We start from the raw sequence: 17123 nt of genomic DNA, 5'->3' as shown, positions 1-17123 counted from the left end.
CGCGGATACCTGGACCTGACGCTGACCGGCTATCCCCAGGAGGCCCTGAACGACCCCACGCAGGCCGTGGGTGACCTGCTGTTCCGCCACGAGGTCACGTGGCGGAAGGGCAGCCTGAAGATCGACGGGGCGTTCGACACCCGGGTCGACACCAACGACATGACCGAGCGCCGTATGGCGCTCACCTACTGGGATCGCACCATCCAGCGCCCGCTGTTCGCCGCGCGTCGGCTCAGCGCGTCATGGGCGTACAAGCGCCTGACCATGGACGTCGGCAAGCAGTTCGTGCGGTGGGGCAAGACCGACATCCTCACGCCGACCGATCGGTTCACCCCGCGCGACTACCTCACCGTGGTCAACACCGACCCCCTCGCCGTGACGGCGGCGCGGGTGGCGGTGGCGAGCAGCACGGACTCCCTCGAGGTGGTCCTCACCCCCCGCATGACGCCGAGCCGCATGCCCCTCCTGGACCAGCGCTGGGTCGTCCTGCCTCCCCTGCCGCCCGGGTTGTCGATCGCGGACCGCGGCGCGACCTACCCGGAGGGGCCGCAGGTCGGCGCGCGGTGGAACCACATCGGGCGATGGCTGGAGCATTCCGTGTCAGTCTTCCGCGGATACGACCACTTGCCCGCGCTGCCCGTGTCTCTCGTCCCGGGGACCGGGGTTCTCGAGGTGCGGCGCGAGCACCCGCGGCTCACGTCCGTCGGGGGTGACATGGCGGCGCCGCTCCCGTGGGTGACGTTGAAGGCCGAGGCGGCCTGGCTGGGCAGCGACACGCCGGGGGCACAGGAACTCGTGCTCTACGTCGTGCAGGCCGAGCGGCAGGTCGGCGAATGGCTCTTCATCGTCGGCTATGCGGGGGAGCACGTGCAGCGGGAGCCCAGCACGTTCCGCTTCTCGCCCGATCGCGGGCTCGCCCGCGCGGTGGTGGGGCGCGCGGCGCTGACGATCGACAGCACGCGTTCGCTGGTGTTCGAATCGGTGGTCCGCCAGGACGGCGACGGCACGTATGCGCGCGCCGAGTATTCGCATGCGCTGGGAGCGCATTGGCGTCTCACGGGGCAGGCTGCCCTCTTTCGTGGAGAGGATGGGGACTACCTCGGCCAGTATCGGCGCAACTCGTTCGGCGCCGTGACGCTTCGCTTCAGTTACTGAACGCGCCTCACCCGTGCCAGGGCTTCAGGCTCACGGCCCCTTCGTCGATCTCGATGTAGTGCGGCGCGTGGAACCAGCTGCCGGGGTTCACGTACGAGGCGCGGGCGTCGTTGAGCGGCACCACGCCGGCGTGATGGGTGTGCCCGAAGATCACGACGTCGAAGCCGCGCCTGGAGAGTTCCTCTGCGGCTTCCATGAACGACGGGCTCTCGTCCTCGGGCCAGTGGGCGGGACGATCACCGCGGCGTCGCCACCCCAGCCAACGTGCAAGGTACCGATGCCGCAGGCGCTTGATTGGCTCGTCGAGAGAGTAGAGCTTGGGGTGCAGACGCGCACAGAACCCGATGAAGCGCGTCAACTCCGGCTGGAGGTCCGGGTGCTTCATCAGGAACTGATCGTAGAGGTGCCCGTGCTCGATGCGTATCCGCTTGCCGCCTGACACCACGTTGAGGAACGGCACGAAGCGGACCCCGCCCCAGTCGCCGAGGCAGTGCTCGAGGATGATGTCGTGGTTGCCGACGGTGTAGTAGATCGTGATGTCGGCCGCCGCCCTCCTGAACTCCGTGAGCAGCGAGGTCGCCTCGATGCTCATCCTGCGCACCGAGGTCTGCAGGACGTCGATGCCGTCGCCGTTGATGCAGACGTTGTAGCCGTTGTCGCGGGCGTACGAGAGCAGGCGGATCAGCGCGGGCCTGGCGTTGCAGAAGTGGTTGCCGATGTGGGTGTCGGACACCACGAGCATGCGCGACTCCCTGACATCGGTGATCATGCCCGCTCCTCGTCCTCCAAGGGCCCGCGCCAACGCTCCAGGACCTGCACCGCCGGCGCCTCGGCGACGTCGCTGCGGTCGGCAAGGACGGAGCGCGCGCCCGGCTGCATGGGCCTGCCCTGATACCCGTGTCGGCAGTATAGCCGGTGCCCTCCGCCTTCCCGCTCTGGCTTCCTTCGTTCCGCCGTTCCGCGCTTCTGCTCTCTCCCGTTGCGGTACAGTGCTGTCGTGATTCCTGTCGTCCTGGTCACCGGTGCGAGCCGTGGGCTCGGTCGTGGCATCGCCATCGAGGCGGCCGCGGCCGGCTGCTCGGTCGCGATCAACTACGCGAGCAATGCCGCGGCCGCTGACGAGACGGTGGGTCTGTGCACCGCGGCGGCCGTGCGGCCAGAGCAGCGGTTCGTGCCCATCAAGGGCGACATCGGCAACCGCGACGATCGCGCAGGACTGCTGGCCCACACGCTGGACACCTTCGGCCGTCTCGACGCGCTGGTCAACAACGCCGGCATGGCGCCGCGGGTGCGCGCCGACCTGACCGAGACCAGCGAGGCCTCGTTCGAGGAACTGCTGCGGGTGAACCTGCAGGGGCCGTTCTTCCTGACACAGGCCGTCGCGAACCACTGGCTCACGAAGCCGTACGCGCCCGCGCTCGACGGTGGCTTCAAGATCCTGTTCATCACCTCGATTTCGGCCGACACGGCGTCGGTCAACCGCGGCGAGTACTGCGTCTCCAAGGCCGGGCTCGCGATGACGTCGCAGCTCTGGGCCGTGCGTCTCGCCGCCGAAGGCGTGCAGGTGCTGGAACTGCGCCCGGGCATCATGGCCACCGACATGACATCTGGCGTGAAGGAGAAGTACGACGCCCTCATCGCCGAGGGCCTCGTCCCGCAGCGACGCTGGGGTACGGCCGACGATGTCGGGCGCGCCGTGCGGGCGGTGCTGTCGGGGGCGTTTCCCTTCACGACCGGCGACGTCATTCATCTCGACGGCGGCTTCCACCTCAGACGCTTGTAGAAGCGTCGCCCGTCGACCTGAAGGTCGACGGCTACTCGGAGAGCCGGCCCTGCCCATCCCATGATTCGCATCAACACGAAGATCACGCCGAAGTCGCTCCTCCCCGCCATCGACACGCTGTTCGAGCTGTCGGCGCGCAAGATCGCCCGCATCGAGAAGACGTGGAATCCGTCGCGCGGCACGCCGGTGTTCACGGTGGCGGGACGGTACACGTCGCGAGGCTGGACCGAGTGGACCCAGGGCTTCCAGTTCGGCTCCGCCATCCTGCAGTTCGATGCGACCGGTGACCCGGCGATGCTCGAGATCGGGCGCCGCACGACCGTGCAGCACATGGCGAGCCACGTCAGCCACGTGGGCGTGCACGACCACGGCTTCAACAACGTGTCGACGTACGGCAACCTGCTGCGCCTCGCCCGTGAGGGTCGCACGGACGCCAGCGAGTGGGAGATCGCCTTCCATGAACTCGCGCTGAAGGTCTCAGGGGCGGTGCAGGCCGCACGCTGGACGGACCTGCCCGACGGCCTCGGCTACATCCAGTCGTTCAACGGGCCGCATTCGCTGTTTGCCGACACGATGCGATCCCTGCGCTCGCTGGCCGTGGCGCACCAGCTCGGTCACGCGCTGATGGGCGAACGCGACCGCCGCATCTCGCTGCTGCATCGCCTGGTGCAGCACGCCGACACGAACGCCGCGTTCAACGTGTACTTCGGCAAGGGCCGCGACGCCTACGACGTGCGTGGCCGAGTCGCCCACGAGTCCGTGTTCAACGTGACCGATGGGTCGTACCGGTGCCCGTCGAGCCAGCAGGGCTACTCGCCGTTCTCGACGTGGACGCGCGGGCTGGCGTGGGTGCTGCTCGGCTACGCGGAAGAACTCGAGTTCCTCGAGACGCGCGACCAGGCGGAGTTCGAGGCGTTCGGCGCGAAGAAGACGGCCGTGCTGCGGCGCTACCTCGAGGCGGCGCGTGCGACCGCCGACTTCTATCTCGCCAACACGCCGACCTGTGGTGTGCCGTACTGGGACACGGGCGCTCCTGGCCTCGTGCATCTCGGCGACTATCTGTCGCGCCCGGCCGACCCGTACAACGACCACGAACCGGTGGACAGCTCCGCCGCCGCCATCGCCGCGCAAGGCCTCGTCCGCCTTGGCTCGTATCTCGGCGGCCGCGGCCAGGCCGCAGAGGGCAAGCGCTACCTGTCGGCCGGCCTCACCACAGCGCGGACGCTCTTCTTCGCCCCTTATCTCTCCACCGACACCAGGCACCAGGGCCTGCTCCTGCACGCCGTCTACCATCGCCCGAACGGCTGGGACCATGTGCCGCAGGGGCGGCAGATCCCGTGTGGCGAGTCGTGCATGTGGGGCGACTACCACGCGCGCGAGCTGGCGCTGCTCGTCCGCCGCATGGCCCGCAAGGAGCCGTACTACACCTTCTTCGGGATGTAGCCGTCGCCATGCGCGGGCTGATGATGGACATGCCGCTGTCGATTCCGGCTCTGCTGCGGCGGGCCGAGTCGGTCCATCCGCACAAGGCGATCGTCAGTCGCCTGGTCGACCGGAGCGTGATGCGGACGACATACGCCGAGACGCTGGACGGCGCACGTCGACTCGCGGCAGCGCTGCGCGCACTCGGGGTGCAGCCGGGCGATCGCGTCGCGACCTTCTGCTGGAACCACGTGCCGCACCTGCACGCGTACTACGGCATCCCGGCCTCTGGCGCCATCCTCCACACACTCAACATCCGCCTGCACGCCGAGGAGCTCGCCTACATCGTCACGCACGCCGACGATGCGGTGATCATCGTCGACAAGGTGCTGTGGCCGGTCTTCGAACCGGTGCGCGCCCGCATCGGCCACCGCCGCATCATCGTCATCAGCGACGACCACGACATCCCGCCGGGGACGCTGCACTACGGCGACCTGCTGGCGGCGCAGGACGACGCGCCGCCGTTCGAGGACATGGACGAGCACACCGGCGCGGTGCTCTGCTACACGTCGGGCACGACCGGACGGTCCAAGGGCGTGTTGTACTCCCATCGGGCGCTGGTGCTGCATTCGTTCGCCGAGGCGCTGCCCGACATGCTCGATCTGGCGGAAGCGTCCAGGGTGCTGGCGGTGGTGCCGATGTTCCACGCCAATGCCTGGGGCCTGCCGTTTGCCTGCGCGCTGGTCGGCGCCACGCAGATCCTGCCCGGCCCCTACCTCGACGCCGCCAGCATCGTCTCGCTGCTGGAGTCGGAGCGGGTCACGCATACGGCTGGCGTGCCGACGATCGCGCACGCCCTGCTGGCCCACCTCGACCAGCATCCGGGGCACGACCTGTCGGCGCTGCGCCTGATGCTCGTCGGTGGCGCGGCGATGCCCGAGACGACCATCCGCGCCTTCGACGACAGGCACGGCGTGAAGGTCATCCATGCCTGGGGCATGACCGAGACCGCGCCGCTCGGCACGATCAGTCGCGTTCCGAGCGAGTTGGCGGACGCGCCCGCGGACGAGCAGTACGCGTGGCGAGCGACGCAGGGGCGGCCGGGGCCGTTCGTCGAGGTGCGCGCGCGGGCCGAGGACGGCGCGCTGGTGCCGTGGGACGACCAGGCCATGGGTGAGCTCGAGGTGCGCGGACCGTGGGTGGCCTCGGCCTACTACCCGGGCGACGACGCGCCCGACCGCTGGACCGACGACGGCTGGTTCCGCACCGGCGACATCGTCACCATCGAGAAGACGGGGCGCTTGACCATTCACGATCGCGCCAAGGACCTGGTCAAGTCCGGCGGAGAGTGGATCAGTACGGTGACGCTGGAAGCGGTGCTGCTCGAGCACGAGGCGATAGCCGAGGTGGTGGTGATTGCCGTGCCGCACGAGCGGTGGGGGGAGCGTCCGCTGGCGTTGGTGGTCGCGACGCCCGGATGCCGGCCGACGCTGCCGGACGTGCGTCAGCATCTCGACGGCCGTGTCGCGCGCTGGTGGTATCCGGATGCCGTGGAGGTGGTCGACAGCCTGCCTCGGACCGGCGTCGGCAAGTATCAGAAGCACACGCTCCGCGAGATCTATCGCGACTACTTCGAGGAAAGCGCACCGCAGTGACGTTCGCTATCATCGACGGGTGACGACGCTCGTACGCGCCGAGTCCCGTGACGACGACAGCCTCGAGGGGCTGAGCGCGCGGGTCACGCGGCTCGAAGCCGATCTGCGTGAGCGGACCGAGACCGTCGAGGGCGTCAGGTCCGGCCTCGAGGCCTTTCGCATCCGCTACCGGCAGGACGTTGGTCTGCTGCACGAGCAGCTCGACGCGCTGGAGCTGGCCATCGCCGAGGCCGAACTCGGCGAGCTTGCGAAGAAGCTCGACGAGGCGGGGCCGGAGGCGCCGCCGTTGCCCTCGGCTCCGGCGCCGGAGGGTCCCGCACGGTTCACGTCGGACGCGGTCCGCAAGCTGTTTCGCGACGTCGCCAAGACCATCCATCCCGACCTGGCCCTCGACGAGCACACGCGTCACCGGCGCCACGCCCTGATGATCGAGGCCAACAAGGCCTACGCGCGCGGCGACGAGGAGCAGCTCCGGTGGATCCTGCAGGCGTGGCAGCGCAGCCCGGAGGCGGTGCAGGGCAGCGACCCGGAGGCGATGCGCCTGCGGTTCGTGCGTCGTATCGCGCAGCTCGAAGAGCAACTCGAGGGGTTGTCGACCGAGCTCGCGGCGCTGAAGGACTCACCGCTCTGGGAGCTCAAGGTGATGGTCGACCAGGCCGCCATCCGCGGCAAGGACATCGTGCGGGACATGGTGCGGCGACTGGAGCGCGACATCATGGCCGCCACCAACCGTCTCGACGCGATGCGGGGGTGAGCGCGAACGGCCCGCTCGGCGAGCGGGCCCTCCCACGCCACGGTGCGGCTATCGCGACGCGGACGACGTCGGCGCCGGCTTGAAGAGCATGGGCGCGAATTCGGTCAGGTAGTGGCGCCACTTGATCCAGGTGTGGCCGCCGTCGGTCTCGCGATAGACGGGTGAGAACCCGAGCTTCTCGAACATGGCGACCGTGGCCTTGGTCGTGCCGAGCAGGAAGTCGTCCTTGCCGGTCGCGAACCAGAGGAGCTGCAGGCCTTTCTTGAGGCCTGGATCGGCCAGCACGGCGGCGTGCGTGGCCGACCACTCGTCGGCAGTGGCGCCCATGCGCGGGGCTGGCCCCGTCGCACCGGGGGGACGCGGCATCAGGTCGGGGAAGGCCCCGATCAGCCCCGAACTGTAGACGCCGACGTAGGCGAAGTCGCCGAGGTGCGGAATGGCCGCGTTCAGAGTCTGGTGGCCCCCCATCGACAGGCCGGCCATCGCCGTGGACGCCCGCCCCTTCTTCACCCGGTAGTGCGACTCGATGTAGGGCTTGATGTCCTTCATGATGTCGTTGACGACGTCCTGCGTCCCCTGCATGCCCGGGGCCCCGCCGCGAATGTGCCCGGCTGGCATCACGACGATCATCGGCACGGCCTTGCCACTGGCGATCAGCGAGTCCAGGATGAAGTTCGCCCGCCCGACCGACGTCCAGGCATCGTCGCTGTCGCCGGCGCCGTGCAGCAGATAGAACACCGGGTAAGACGCGGTGCCGTTCTCGTAGCCCGGCGGCGTGTACACGTGCATGCGACGGAACTGGCCGAGCGACGTCGACTTGTAGGTCACGCGTGCGACCGCGCCGTGCGGCACCTCGGTTGTGTCCCACGGCTGCGCACCCGGGACGTAGGCGACGCTCCACGTGTTCTGGAAGGACTCGCTGGTCGCCGGGTTGCGCGGGTCGATCGTCGCCACGCCGTCGACGTCGAAGTTGTACCGGTAGGCGCCGGCTTCGGGCGTGCTGACGGTGACCGCCCAGATGCCGTTCTCCCCCTTCGTCATCTGCGCCGCCTCGCGCGTCAGTCCGACAATGTCCCCGGCCGACACGCGAACGGCCTGCGCTTTCGGGGCATGGAGACGGAAGGTGATACGCCCGCCGTCGCCGATCTCCGGCGACACGTACTGCGGCGGGCGCGCGGGCGCGGCGGCCGGGGCCTGTGTGGCCGGGGCCGGCGCGGGCGCCTGAGCCGCGAGCGGCAGAGAGCCGAGCACCAGGACCGTGGCGGCATGTGCCGCCGTCGAGACGAACCGGCGCGCGATGCGCCGGGAGCCGCTTTGCACCATCTGCTGCCTCCTGAGGGGGATGGGCGGATGCTAGCAGGGAAGCGTGCATGGGGGACAGGAGAACCTGTGCAAGGGACAAGGGACGAGGGGAGAAGTCACAAGGGGGGCAAGGGACAAGGGGCAAGGGCGGGAGGGACAAGGGAGAAGGCGGGGCGTGTGGCATGGGCGTTGCTGAACCGTTCGCCATCATGTCCATCCCTGCGCGCGATTTGACGGGCCGGTCACGGCGGTTCTCGGTGCAACTGCTGGCGTTCGTGGAGGCTGAACAGCGGCGGCGGGTGCTGCCGGCGCGGGTGCTCGATCAGGTGGTGCGTGCAGGAACTGCGATCGGCGCTCACAACGCGGAGGCAGATGCTGCGATCTCTCGCCGCCACCTGCTGGCCCTTCGCGCGGGCGCACTGAAGGAGGCGCTCGAGACCGAGTACTGGTTGCAGCTCATCGCCGAGGGGCGCCGCTGTCAGTCACCGGAGGCGCTCGGCGAGTTGCAGGCCCAGTTGGGACAACTGACCGCGATCCTCACCGTGTGCGTCAAGAAGCTCCGCGGCCAGTGACGGGGCGCGACGGCCGGGTCGGAGACCGGGCCCTACCCCAGCCTGACGCCCGTGTCCCTTGCATCCCTGCCCCTGACGTTCTTGTCCCTTGCGTCCCTCGTCCCTTGAGCCCTTGTCCCTTGTCCCTCGACTCCCTTGTGACTTCTCTCCTTGTCCCTTGTCACCTGGACGATGGGCGCTCAGTCGCGCTGGTGGCGCACGACGGTGAAGCCTCGTCGGCCGACGGCGGCTGGAAGTGCGCGGTGATCGCGTCGAACGCCTCATCCGTCGTCCACGGTGTCCCAGCGGGCAGGTCGCGACTGCGGAGCCGGAGCTGGTGTTTGCACAGCGCATCGGACGCCTCGATGACATGCAGTTCGTGTTCGGCGCCAGCGCGTTCGAACAGGTCCCGAAACCAGGCCCGTTGCTGACGGGTGTTCCCCGGGAAGTCGAGCACGACGCACAGTCCCCGCGCCAGCAGCTCGAGCACCAGTGGCTCGAGCGCCGTCCTCAGCCGGGCAGAAAGTCGCAGGAAGTCGTCGACGTCGCGGATCTCGCCGGGAAACAGCCGCGCGAGGAACTCTTGTCCCTTGTCCCTTGCGTCCCTTGTCCCTTCAGCCTTGTCCCTAGTCCCTCGACTCCCTTGTGACTCTTCCCCTTGTCCCTCGTCACCTGGACAACGACGTGACCACCACCCCGGGCCTCGCGTGCGTGTGCTGCCCGCGGTCGATCACGACGGTGCCGTTCACGATCACGTATTCGATGCCCTCGGCGTACTGCCGCGGCTGTTCGTACGTGGCGCGATCGATGACGCGCATCGGGTCGAAGATCGTGACGTCGCCCCACAGGCCTGGACGCAGCAGGCCGCGATCGAACTGGCGTACCTTGGCGGCGTTGGCCGAGGTCATCTTCCGCACCGCCTCCTCGAGGCTCAGGACGCCGGTGTCGCGCACGTAACGACCGAGCACGCGCGGAAACGTCCCGTAGAAGCGCGGATGCGGGTGCGCCGGTCCCACCGTGCCGTCAGCGCTCACGGCACTGCCGTCCGATCCGATCGACACGAAGGGCTGCGCAAGCGCGTACCGCATGTCCTCCTCGCTGTGATGGAAGAAGACCGTCGGCACGGACCCGCCGTTCTCGATGAGCAGCTCGAACAGCACGTCGAGGGGAGGCTTGCCGAGGGCGGTGATGACCTCACTCATGCGCTTGCCCGCGAACTGACTGTAGCGCGCGTTCCCGAGCGTCACCAGCAGCATGCCGTCCCAGTCCCCGGTGGCCGTGTAGTGGTTGTACCAGTCGCCGAGCGGCACCTTGCCGAGGATCTCCGCTTCGAGCCGGGGCCGCAGGGAGGGATCCTTCAACCGTGCGACCAGAGCGGCGGCACCGCCCTCGTGCGCCCAGGGCGGGACGATGCTCGCCAGGTTGTTCTGGCCGGCGCGGTACGGGTAGACGTTGGCCTCGACGGCCTGGCCCCGCGCACGCGCCGCCGCGATCAGCGCCACGAGCTCGGGCATGCGTCCCCACATCGTGCGCTCGGCGATCTTGAGGTGGATGATGTCGACGGGGAGGTTGGCGCGCCGCCCGATCTCGATCGCCTCGTCGACGGAGGCGAAGACGCCCTTCCCCTCCGTGCGCATGTGGGTCGAGTAGAGGCCGCCGTGCCTGCCGGCGACCTCGGCCATCGCCACGAGCGTGTCGGTGTCGATCCACACGCCGGGCGGCCCGCTGAGCGAGCTCGCGAGGCCGAGCGCGCCATCCGCCATGGCCTCACCGACGAGGCGCCGCATCGCGTCGAGTTCCCGCGCGTCCGGTGGACCGGCTCGCGGCCCACGCACCTCGGTCCACACCTGGCTCGACCCGACGTATGAGCCGACATTGGCGCTGAGGCCGCGGCGGCGCAGGTCGTCGAAGTAGGCCGAGAACCGGGGCCACCGCGCCGACGGCGCCGCCGATCCGCCTTCCCCGAGGATCATCGAGGTGACGCCCTGGCGCAGCATGCTCTGCGCGTCGGGGTCGTCGAGCAGCGTCGTATCGGAGTGATTGTGGATGTCGATGAAGCCAGGTGAGACGACGAGCCCGGTCGCGTCGATGGTGCGCGACGCCGCCGCGGTCACGCGCCCGAGTGCGACGATGCGGCCATCGCGGATGCCGAGATCGGCCGCGAAGGACGGATTGCCTGTGCCGTCGACGACGTGGCCGCCGCGGATGACGAGGTCCAATTCCGGCCGCTGGCCGACCACCGACACGACGACGCCGGCGGCAACGACGAGCGTGATTCCCAGAAGCAGTCGCATGGGCGGCCTCACCCCTTCTCGTCCAGTTCGCGGGCGAAATCGCAGCACGGGCGCGGCCCACCGTACGCTCGAGGTGCCACTGCGGGAATAGTCGCACGGGTCCGCGAGATCTCACCCACCCACACGTCGACATCGCACCGCTGGCGCTGCCATTGGCGGTGTCGGACGGCGCGTCGTTTGCAGCAGGCGCGGTGTGGCACACCGTGCCGAGCAGCCCCCCACCGCATCGGTGAGGACGACGGCCACCTGCGCCGGATCGTGTGCTGCTGTTTGCAACCGGGGCGCGTCGCCGGCATGCGTCGCCCGCCCCTCAGGAGGTGACGTCATGTCCCGTCACGTTCATCGGGTCGTCGCACTCTCGTTCCTGCTCGCTTGCACGATGCTCGTGCAGCCAGTGGCCACACAGTCGCCCGCAGCCGGCGACCGGGCCGGGGCGAAGGCCATGGCCGAGTCGGTCCTGGTCGTGGGCAACTTCGGTCCCGGCAGTCCTACCGACGCGATCCTCCGCTACAGCGGCGCGGGCCGGTTCATCGACGCACTCATCCCGGCCGGTGCGATGGGCCTGACGTCGACCTGCTGCGTGACGTTCGGACCGGACGGGCACCTGTACGTCTCCGATCCCTTCGGAGGTCGGGTGCTGCGTTTCCATGGGCTCACCGGAACGTACCTCGGCGAGTTCATCACGCCAGGGTCCGGCGGCCTCTTCACGCCTCTCCTCGTCGTATTCCGGGACGGGTATGCCTACGTCGGTGACCTTGGGGACATCTTCAACCCGGCCGCACTGCCACTTGGCGCGATTCGACGTTATGACGCGGACAGCGGCGCCTTCGTGGACGTGTTCGTCGAGGACGACCCGGCGAACCGCCTGATGGGTGTGTTCGACCCGCAGCACTTCGCGTTCGCGCCCGACGGCACGCTCTACATCGCGGCCGAATACGCCAATCGCATCCTGCGCGTCGACGAGGCGACACGGACGCTCGAGGTCTTCCTGCCAGCCAGTTCCGGCTTCACGAGACCGTCGGGGCTCACGTTCGGCCCCGATGGCCGGCTGTATGTGGGCAGCGTGGATCGGTCGGAGATTCGTCGCTTTGACTTCTGGACGGGGATGTGGGAGACGTTCGTGCCCTCGGGAAGCGGCGGCCTGAACACGCCCGTCGGAATCGCCTTCGGGCCGGACGGCCACCTCTACGCAACCAGCACCGGGTCCAGCGACCCTCTCGCCTACGACGGCGCGATCCTTCGCTATGACGGAAGGTCCGGCGCGTCCAGGGGCGCGCTGGTGCCGCTGGGCCTGGGCGGTCTGTCGGGCCCGCGAACCCTCTCGTTTGCCGCGACCGCCACCGTGTGCCACGTGCCGAAGGGCAACCCGGCACGCGCGAAGACCCTGACGATTGGCTACATGTCGGCGCTCGACCACCTCGCTCACGGCGACGAACCTGACGCCTGCCGTTGACCGCGTCGTGGCCGTCCATCCGTTCGACGTCCGCCGCCGCGCCGTTATTGCTCTTCGAGACCCCTGATCGACCGCATGAACCTGGCCGGCGCCCTGGCGCCGGCGCGTCATCACGCGTCCCGGGGCAAGGAGACTGTTCATGGACCGCCGATGGGTCCTGCTGACACTGCTGCTCGCGTTCGCCGTCGAAGTCCCTGCCTCGGCGCAAGAGCCGACCGAGGTGCGCGGCGAGGCGATCCTCAGCCACCCCGCGGGCAAGCTCGCGCTCCAGGCTGCCGCACTGATGGTGGCCGGCAAGACAGACGAGGTCATTCGGCTGCGTTCCGCGGAGGACCAGGCCGAGTGGAAGAAGGAGCCGGCCGCGGAGCGCAAAGCCATGAGCGACCGGATGAAGGCGCGTGCTCCCGATCCGGCAGCGCTGACCGAGGGCATCCGCAAGGGCGGCGTCCTCACCGTCTACCCTGGACGGGCCTCGCTGGAGTCACCCTACCGCGACAGCAGCGTGGTGGCCCTGTTCACCCTCGAGGGCGCGCAGTGGCGCGCGTCGGTGGGACCGATGGTGATGGCGGGTCCGCCGGCGTCGGCGCCGGAGACCCGCCTGGAGGGCGCCCAGATCGAGTCGCATCCGATCTACGACCTGGCGCTGCGCTATGCCGACGCGCTGCACTCGGGGAAGGCCGACGGGTTCATGGCGCTGGCCAGCAGCAAGGCCCAGGCGGCGTGGCGGGCGTACCCCGCCAGCGAACGCGCCGAGAGCACCAGTTACCGCAAGCAGACCGTGCCCGCACGCAGCGCGCTTGCTGGCGCGATTCGCAGCGGCGGTCTGCTGATTCTCCAGGGCGACACCACCGCATCGCTCAACATCACGACGGTCGAGCAACAGCGGACGACGCCCGGAACGGTGAACGCCTCGTCGACGACGATGAGCCTCCCCTTCGTGCTGGAGAATGGCGTGTGGAAGTTGGCGCAGTAGCGCTGGTCACCTGCCGGCCGCGGCTTCCGCCTCGAGCCACGCGCGCAGCGGCGCGAAGTAGTCGAGGATGGCCGTCGCGTCCATCTGCCTCTCGCCGGTCAGCGCCTCGAGGGCCTCGGGCCACGGCTTGCTCGCGCCAAGGGCCAGCATCGTCTGGAGCCGCGCCCCGACCTCCTTGTTGCCGTAGATCGAGCACGTGTGCAGGGGCCCGATGTGTCCGGCCGCCTTGCACATGGCGCGATGCATCTGGAACTGCAGGATGTGCGCGAGGAAGTAGCGCGTGTACGGCGTGTTGGCCGGCACGTGATACTTCGCCCCGGCGTCGAACGCGTCAGCCGGCCGCGGCCCGGGGGCCGCGACGCCCTGGTACTGCTCGCGCAGCTGCCACCACGCGGTGTTGTACTCGGCGGGCGTGATCTCGCCGCTGAACACCTTCCAGCGCCATTGATCGACCAGCAGACCGAACGGCAGGAACGCCACCTTGTCGAGCGCCATCCGCAACAGGAACTCCACATCGTCCTGCGTCTGCGGCACGGAGGGGAGCAGCCCGACCTTCACCAGGTACTGCGGCGTGATCGAGAGGGCCACGGCGTCACCGATGGCCTCGTGGAAGCCGTCGTTGGCGCCGGTCCGATAGAGGAACGGCTGCGTGTTGTAGGCGCGCTGATAGAAGTTGTGGCCGAGTTCGTGGTGGACGGTGACGAAGTCCTCCGCGTTGATCTCGATGCACATCTTGATGCGCAGGTCGTCGACGTTGTCGACGTTCCACGCGCTGGCATGGCAGACGACGTCGCGATCCTGCGGGCGGACGAAGAGCGACCGCTTCCAGAACGTCTCGGGCAGCGGCGCGAACCCGAGCGACGTGAAGAAGCCCTCCCCGTAGCGGACCATGCCGAGCGCATCGGTCTTCTTCGCCTTCAGCAGGTCGCCGACGTCGTAACCGGGGGCGCGCCCCGGCGGCCCGACGAGGTCGTAGATGTTGCCCCACTGCTGCGCCCACATGTTGCCGAGCAGGTGCGCGGGAATGGGCGCATCCGGCCGCACGACGTCGGTCCCGTACGTCGCCCCGAGCCGCCGCCGCACGTGCGCGTGCAACTGGTCGTAGAGCGGCTTCACCTGAATCCACAGGCGGTCCACTTCCTTCGCGAAGTCGTCGGGCGGCATGTCGTAGCCGGCGCGCCAGAAGGCGCCGAGGTCGGCAAAGCCGAGTTCCTTCGCGCCCTGATTGCCCAGCTGGGCGAATCGCTCGTACGGCTGCTTGAGCGGCGGGGCGATGGCGTGCCATCCCTCCCAGGCCTCGAGCAGGGCCTTGGGGTCGCGGGAGGTCGCCATCAGCCGGCTGAGGTCGTCGATCGTCTGGCACGGCTTGCCCGGCGGGCAGTACTTGCCGCGGCCGTATCCGGCCTCCATGCCGGCCACGATGCGGGTCAGCTCGGTCTGGAGGGCCGTGTCCGACGGCGCAGGCAGCGGACTCGCGGCCAGCTTGAGCAGCAGCAGCTGGCGGGCGACGTCGGCGTTGCCATTGCCGTTGCCGGGATAGCGCGCCGCCTCCTTGGCGAGGCGCATCGAACTGGCGACGTAGTCGGCGGTGGCCGCGGCCGAGATCTGTTCGGTGTCCTCGGTGATGAAGTTGGCCGCGACCCACTGCGCGCGCGAGAGCGCGTTGGCCTGCGCGAGCAGCGTCGCGTTGGCCTGTTTCACGAAGGCCGCGGCGTCAGTCGGCGGGCCCGACGTCGTGGTGGTACCGGGAGCAGAGACGCGAGAGCAGGCGGCCGCCAGACCCAGGCCGGCCAGCACGGCAGACGAGACGACGAGGAGACGACGTGTGCGCACGTCTCCTTGTACGCCCGGACGGGCGTCGGGAACAAGGGACGAGGGACACGTACGCAAGTCACAAGGGCTGCGAGGGACAGGGGACAGGGAACGGCAGGGACAAGAAACCAGAGTGGCGTGCGTGGCGCAGTCCCTTGTCGCTCGATGCCCTGTCCCTCCTCCCTTGCCTCCCTCGTGACTTGCGTACTCGTCCCGTGTCCCTTGCGCTCTACGTGCTGAACAGCACCCCTGGCGCGAGCAGGCCCTGCGGGTCGAGGGCCTGCTTCACCCGACGCATCTGCTCGATCCCCTCGTCGCCGTACAACTGGCGCAGCAGGGCCTGCTTGACCGGGTGCCGGCCGACGCCGTGCTCGGCCAGCGGGCAGCCGCCGAGGCGCGCCACCTCGACACCGAACTCGAGGATGGCGGCCTTGCCCGCCTCGACATCCTCGTAACTGCGCGGCAGGACGTTGGGGTGGACGTTGCCATCCGAGACATGGCCCCAGGTGGCCACGTCGAGGCCGCGGCGGGCGAAGCCGGCGCGATAGATATCCATCATCTCGCCGAACTTCTCGAAGGGGACGACCATGTCGGCGGCCGTCTTGGCGATGCGCCCGTCCAGATCGCGCTTGGCCCGGCCGACGCGCGCGTTGACCCCGGCGGGCACCGCCTCCCGCACGCCGAGCAGCTGCTCGGCGCGCTTGCGATCCCCCGGCAGGGCGAGCTCGGCATCGTCGAGCACGCCGTGGTGATCGAGGACCCGGCAGAAGCGTGCGAGCGGCGTGTCGGGGCCGTCGTCGTCCAGGGCGCTGCTGATCTGCTCGTAGGCGTCTTCCTGGGTCAGCAGCGGCAACTCGAGCTGGATGAGCAGGAGCAGGCCGGCCGAGGCGGGCCAGCTGACCTCGTACTTCCGATCGGCGCCATCCTCGCGGAGGATCTGCAGCGAGCGATCGTCCATGTGCTCGATGGCGGCGACGTCGATGCCGGCCGCGTCGTGCGACTGCCACGTCTGGCGCGAGGCCTCGCGCAGGTCGGCGACGAGCGCGAGCGCCCGCGGCTCGTCCGACACCGGCACGAGCGCGTAGCAGAGGCCCGCGCGCAGCGGCTGCAGGCGCAGCACCGCGGAGACGATGACGCCGAGCGTCCCTTCGGCGCCGATGAACAGGTCCACGAGATCCATCCCGGGCGCGGCGTGATAGCCGGCTGATCGCTTCACCACGTCGGGCATGGCGTAGGTGGGGACGGGTACGACACGGGTGCCGGCCGGGCCCTCGATCACGAACGTGCCGGTGTCGTCGAGCACGTGCGCACCGCGCGTGATGTCGAGCACGTCGCCGCCGGCGAGGACGACCGTCACCCCCTCCACCCATTCGCGCGTGGTGCCGTACTTGAACGTAGCGGCCCCGGCCGCGTTGGTGGCGATGATGCCCCCGACGGTGGCGCCGAGATAGGTCGGCACCGGCGGGAAGTCGAGGCCGTGCGTCGCCAGGTCCTCGAGCAGCGTGCCCAGGACCACCCCGGCCCCGACACGCACGTGGTGGGCGTCGGGCGGCTCGATGGTGGTCAGCCGCGACGACGCGAGGACGATGCCGCCGGCGGGCGTGGCCCCGCCAGTCAGTGACGACTGCGCGCCGACCGCCAGTACGGGACGACCGTCCGTGAGCACCGCCGCGACGTCCGCCTCGGTGCGCGGGCGGGCCACGACGTCAGCCTGGCCGCCCGGGTAGTGCGCGGCATCCTCGAGGTGCGCGGCCACGGCGTCGGCGCCATGGTCGAAGAGATCTGACGACAGGGGACCACGGGGAGGGCGGGCAACGATCGGCACGCGACTAGTGTAGCGGGCCGATCGCGGCGGGGAGGAGGTGCACTCAGTGGCGGCGCCGGCGCGCCACCACCGCGGCCACGGCCGCGCCCACCAGCGTCAGAGTCGCGGGCTCGGGGACGGGCTCGGCGTAGATGAAGTCGTCCA

At 69.4% G+C, this 17123-nt stretch carries 15 protein-coding genes; 8 read left to right on the top strand and 7 right to left on the bottom strand.

Features of this window, described 5'->3' with window-relative positions; all coding sequences use genetic code 11:
- The coding region (locus Q0C41_RS22380; protein ID WP_291987588.1) for a hypothetical protein at nucleotides 1–1155 on the top strand (1155 nt) is incomplete at its 5' end.
- 7 nt (nucleotides 1156–1162) lie between these two features.
- Here the strand turns inward: Q0C41_RS22380 and Q0C41_RS22375 are convergent.
- Nucleotides 1163–1924, bottom strand: a complete 762-nt coding sequence (locus tag Q0C41_RS22375; RefSeq protein WP_291987587.1) for a metallophosphoesterase — start codon at nucleotides 1922–1924, stop codon at nucleotides 1163–1165.
- Nucleotides 1925–2152: 228 nt separating this feature from the next.
- Here Q0C41_RS22375 and Q0C41_RS22370 point away from each other — a divergent pair, with 228 nt between their 5' ends.
- The 4 genes from Q0C41_RS22370 to Q0C41_RS22355 are packed head-to-tail and all read left to right on the top strand — an operon-like array spanning nucleotide 2153 to nucleotide 6769.
- Nucleotides 2153–2938, top strand: coding sequence for a 3-ketoacyl-ACP reductase (locus tag Q0C41_RS22370; RefSeq protein WP_291987586.1), 786 nt, complete (start codon nucleotides 2153–2155; stop codon nucleotides 2936–2938).
- 60 nt (nucleotides 2939–2998) lie between these two features.
- A complete protein-coding gene (locus Q0C41_RS22365) occupies nucleotides 2999–4381 on the top strand; it encodes a hypothetical protein (RefSeq protein WP_291987585.1) in 1383 nt (460 codons plus the stop codon).
- Between the two features lie 8 nt (nucleotides 4382–4389).
- A complete protein-coding gene (locus tag Q0C41_RS22360; RefSeq protein ID WP_291987584.1) occupies nucleotides 4390–6015 on the top strand; it encodes a long-chain fatty acid--CoA ligase in 1626 nt (541 codons plus the stop codon).
- Between the two features lie 19 nt (nucleotides 6016–6034).
- Complete coding sequence (locus Q0C41_RS22355; RefSeq protein ID WP_291987583.1) at nucleotides 6035–6769, top strand: hypothetical protein; 735 nt, start codon at nucleotides 6035–6037, stop codon at nucleotides 6767–6769.
- Nucleotides 6770–6817: 48 nt separating this feature from the next.
- Here Q0C41_RS22355 and Q0C41_RS22350 read toward each other — a convergent pair whose 3' ends face one another.
- Nucleotides 6818–8092: an esterase gene (locus tag Q0C41_RS22350; protein WP_291987582.1), complete on the bottom strand. Its 1275-nt coding sequence runs from the start codon at nucleotides 8090–8092 to the stop codon at nucleotides 6818–6820.
- Nucleotides 8093–8280: 188 nt separating this feature from the next.
- Between Q0C41_RS22350 and Q0C41_RS22345 the strand changes: the two genes are divergently transcribed.
- Nucleotides 8281–8643 carry a four helix bundle protein gene (locus Q0C41_RS22345; RefSeq protein WP_291987581.1) on the top strand — a complete coding sequence of 121 codons (363 nt, stop codon included), beginning with the start codon at nucleotides 8281–8283 and terminating at the stop codon, nucleotides 8641–8643.
- Nucleotides 8644–8803: 160 nt separating this feature from the next.
- On the opposite strand, the gene Q0C41_RS22340 is transcribed toward Q0C41_RS22345, so the two are convergent.
- Together Q0C41_RS22340 and Q0C41_RS22335 are read right to left on the bottom strand one after the other, a co-directional pair.
- Complete coding sequence (locus Q0C41_RS22340) at nucleotides 8804–9154, bottom strand: ATP-binding protein (protein WP_367079294.1); 351 nt, start codon at nucleotides 9152–9154, stop codon at nucleotides 8804–8806.
- 136 nt (nucleotides 9155–9290) lie between these two features.
- Nucleotides 9291–10916, bottom strand: coding sequence for an amidohydrolase family protein (locus Q0C41_RS22335; protein WP_291987580.1), 1626 nt, complete (start codon nucleotides 10914–10916; stop codon nucleotides 9291–9293).
- Nucleotides 10917–11241: 325 nt separating this feature from the next.
- Here Q0C41_RS22335 and Q0C41_RS22330 point away from each other — a divergent pair, with 325 nt between their 5' ends.
- Both Q0C41_RS22330 and Q0C41_RS22325 read left to right on the top strand, forming a co-directional pair.
- Nucleotides 11242–12369: an NHL repeat-containing protein gene (locus Q0C41_RS22330; RefSeq protein ID WP_291987579.1), complete on the top strand. Its 1128-nt coding sequence runs from the start codon at nucleotides 11242–11244 to the stop codon at nucleotides 12367–12369.
- Nucleotides 12370–12508: 139 nt separating this feature from the next.
- A complete protein-coding gene (locus Q0C41_RS22325) occupies nucleotides 12509–13342 on the top strand; it encodes a hypothetical protein (protein WP_291987578.1) in 834 nt (277 codons plus the stop codon).
- A gap of 6 nt (nucleotides 13343–13348) precedes the next feature.
- On the opposite strand, the gene Q0C41_RS22320 is transcribed toward Q0C41_RS22325, so the two are convergent.
- The 3 genes from Q0C41_RS22320 to Q0C41_RS31490 all read right to left on the bottom strand — a co-directional run bounded on the left by Q0C41_RS22320 (nucleotide 13349) and on the right by Q0C41_RS31490 (nucleotide 17112).
- The gene (locus Q0C41_RS22320; protein ID WP_291987577.1) at nucleotides 13349–15175 is read right to left on the bottom strand and encodes a M2 family metallopeptidase; all 1827 of its coding nucleotides are present in this window, start codon (nucleotides 15173–15175) and stop codon (nucleotides 13349–13351) included.
- Nucleotides 15176–15383: 208 nt separating this feature from the next.
- Complete coding sequence (locus Q0C41_RS22315) at nucleotides 15384–16979, bottom strand: FAD-binding oxidoreductase (protein ID WP_291987576.1); 1596 nt, start codon at nucleotides 16977–16979, stop codon at nucleotides 15384–15386.
- A 43-nt stretch (nucleotides 16980–17022) separates the two neighbouring features.
- Nucleotides 17023–17112: a PEP-CTERM sorting domain-containing protein gene (locus Q0C41_RS31490; protein ID WP_367079293.1), complete on the bottom strand. Its 90-nt coding sequence runs from the start codon at nucleotides 17110–17112 to the stop codon at nucleotides 17023–17025.
- Nucleotides 17113–17123 lie beyond the last annotated feature (11 nt).

This window comes from Luteitalea sp., from assembly GCF_022842525.1.
Classification (GTDB): domain Bacteria; phylum Acidobacteriota; class Vicinamibacteria; order Vicinamibacterales; family Vicinamibacteraceae; genus Luteitalea.
This window is presented reverse-complemented; position numbering and strand designations above follow the sequence as displayed.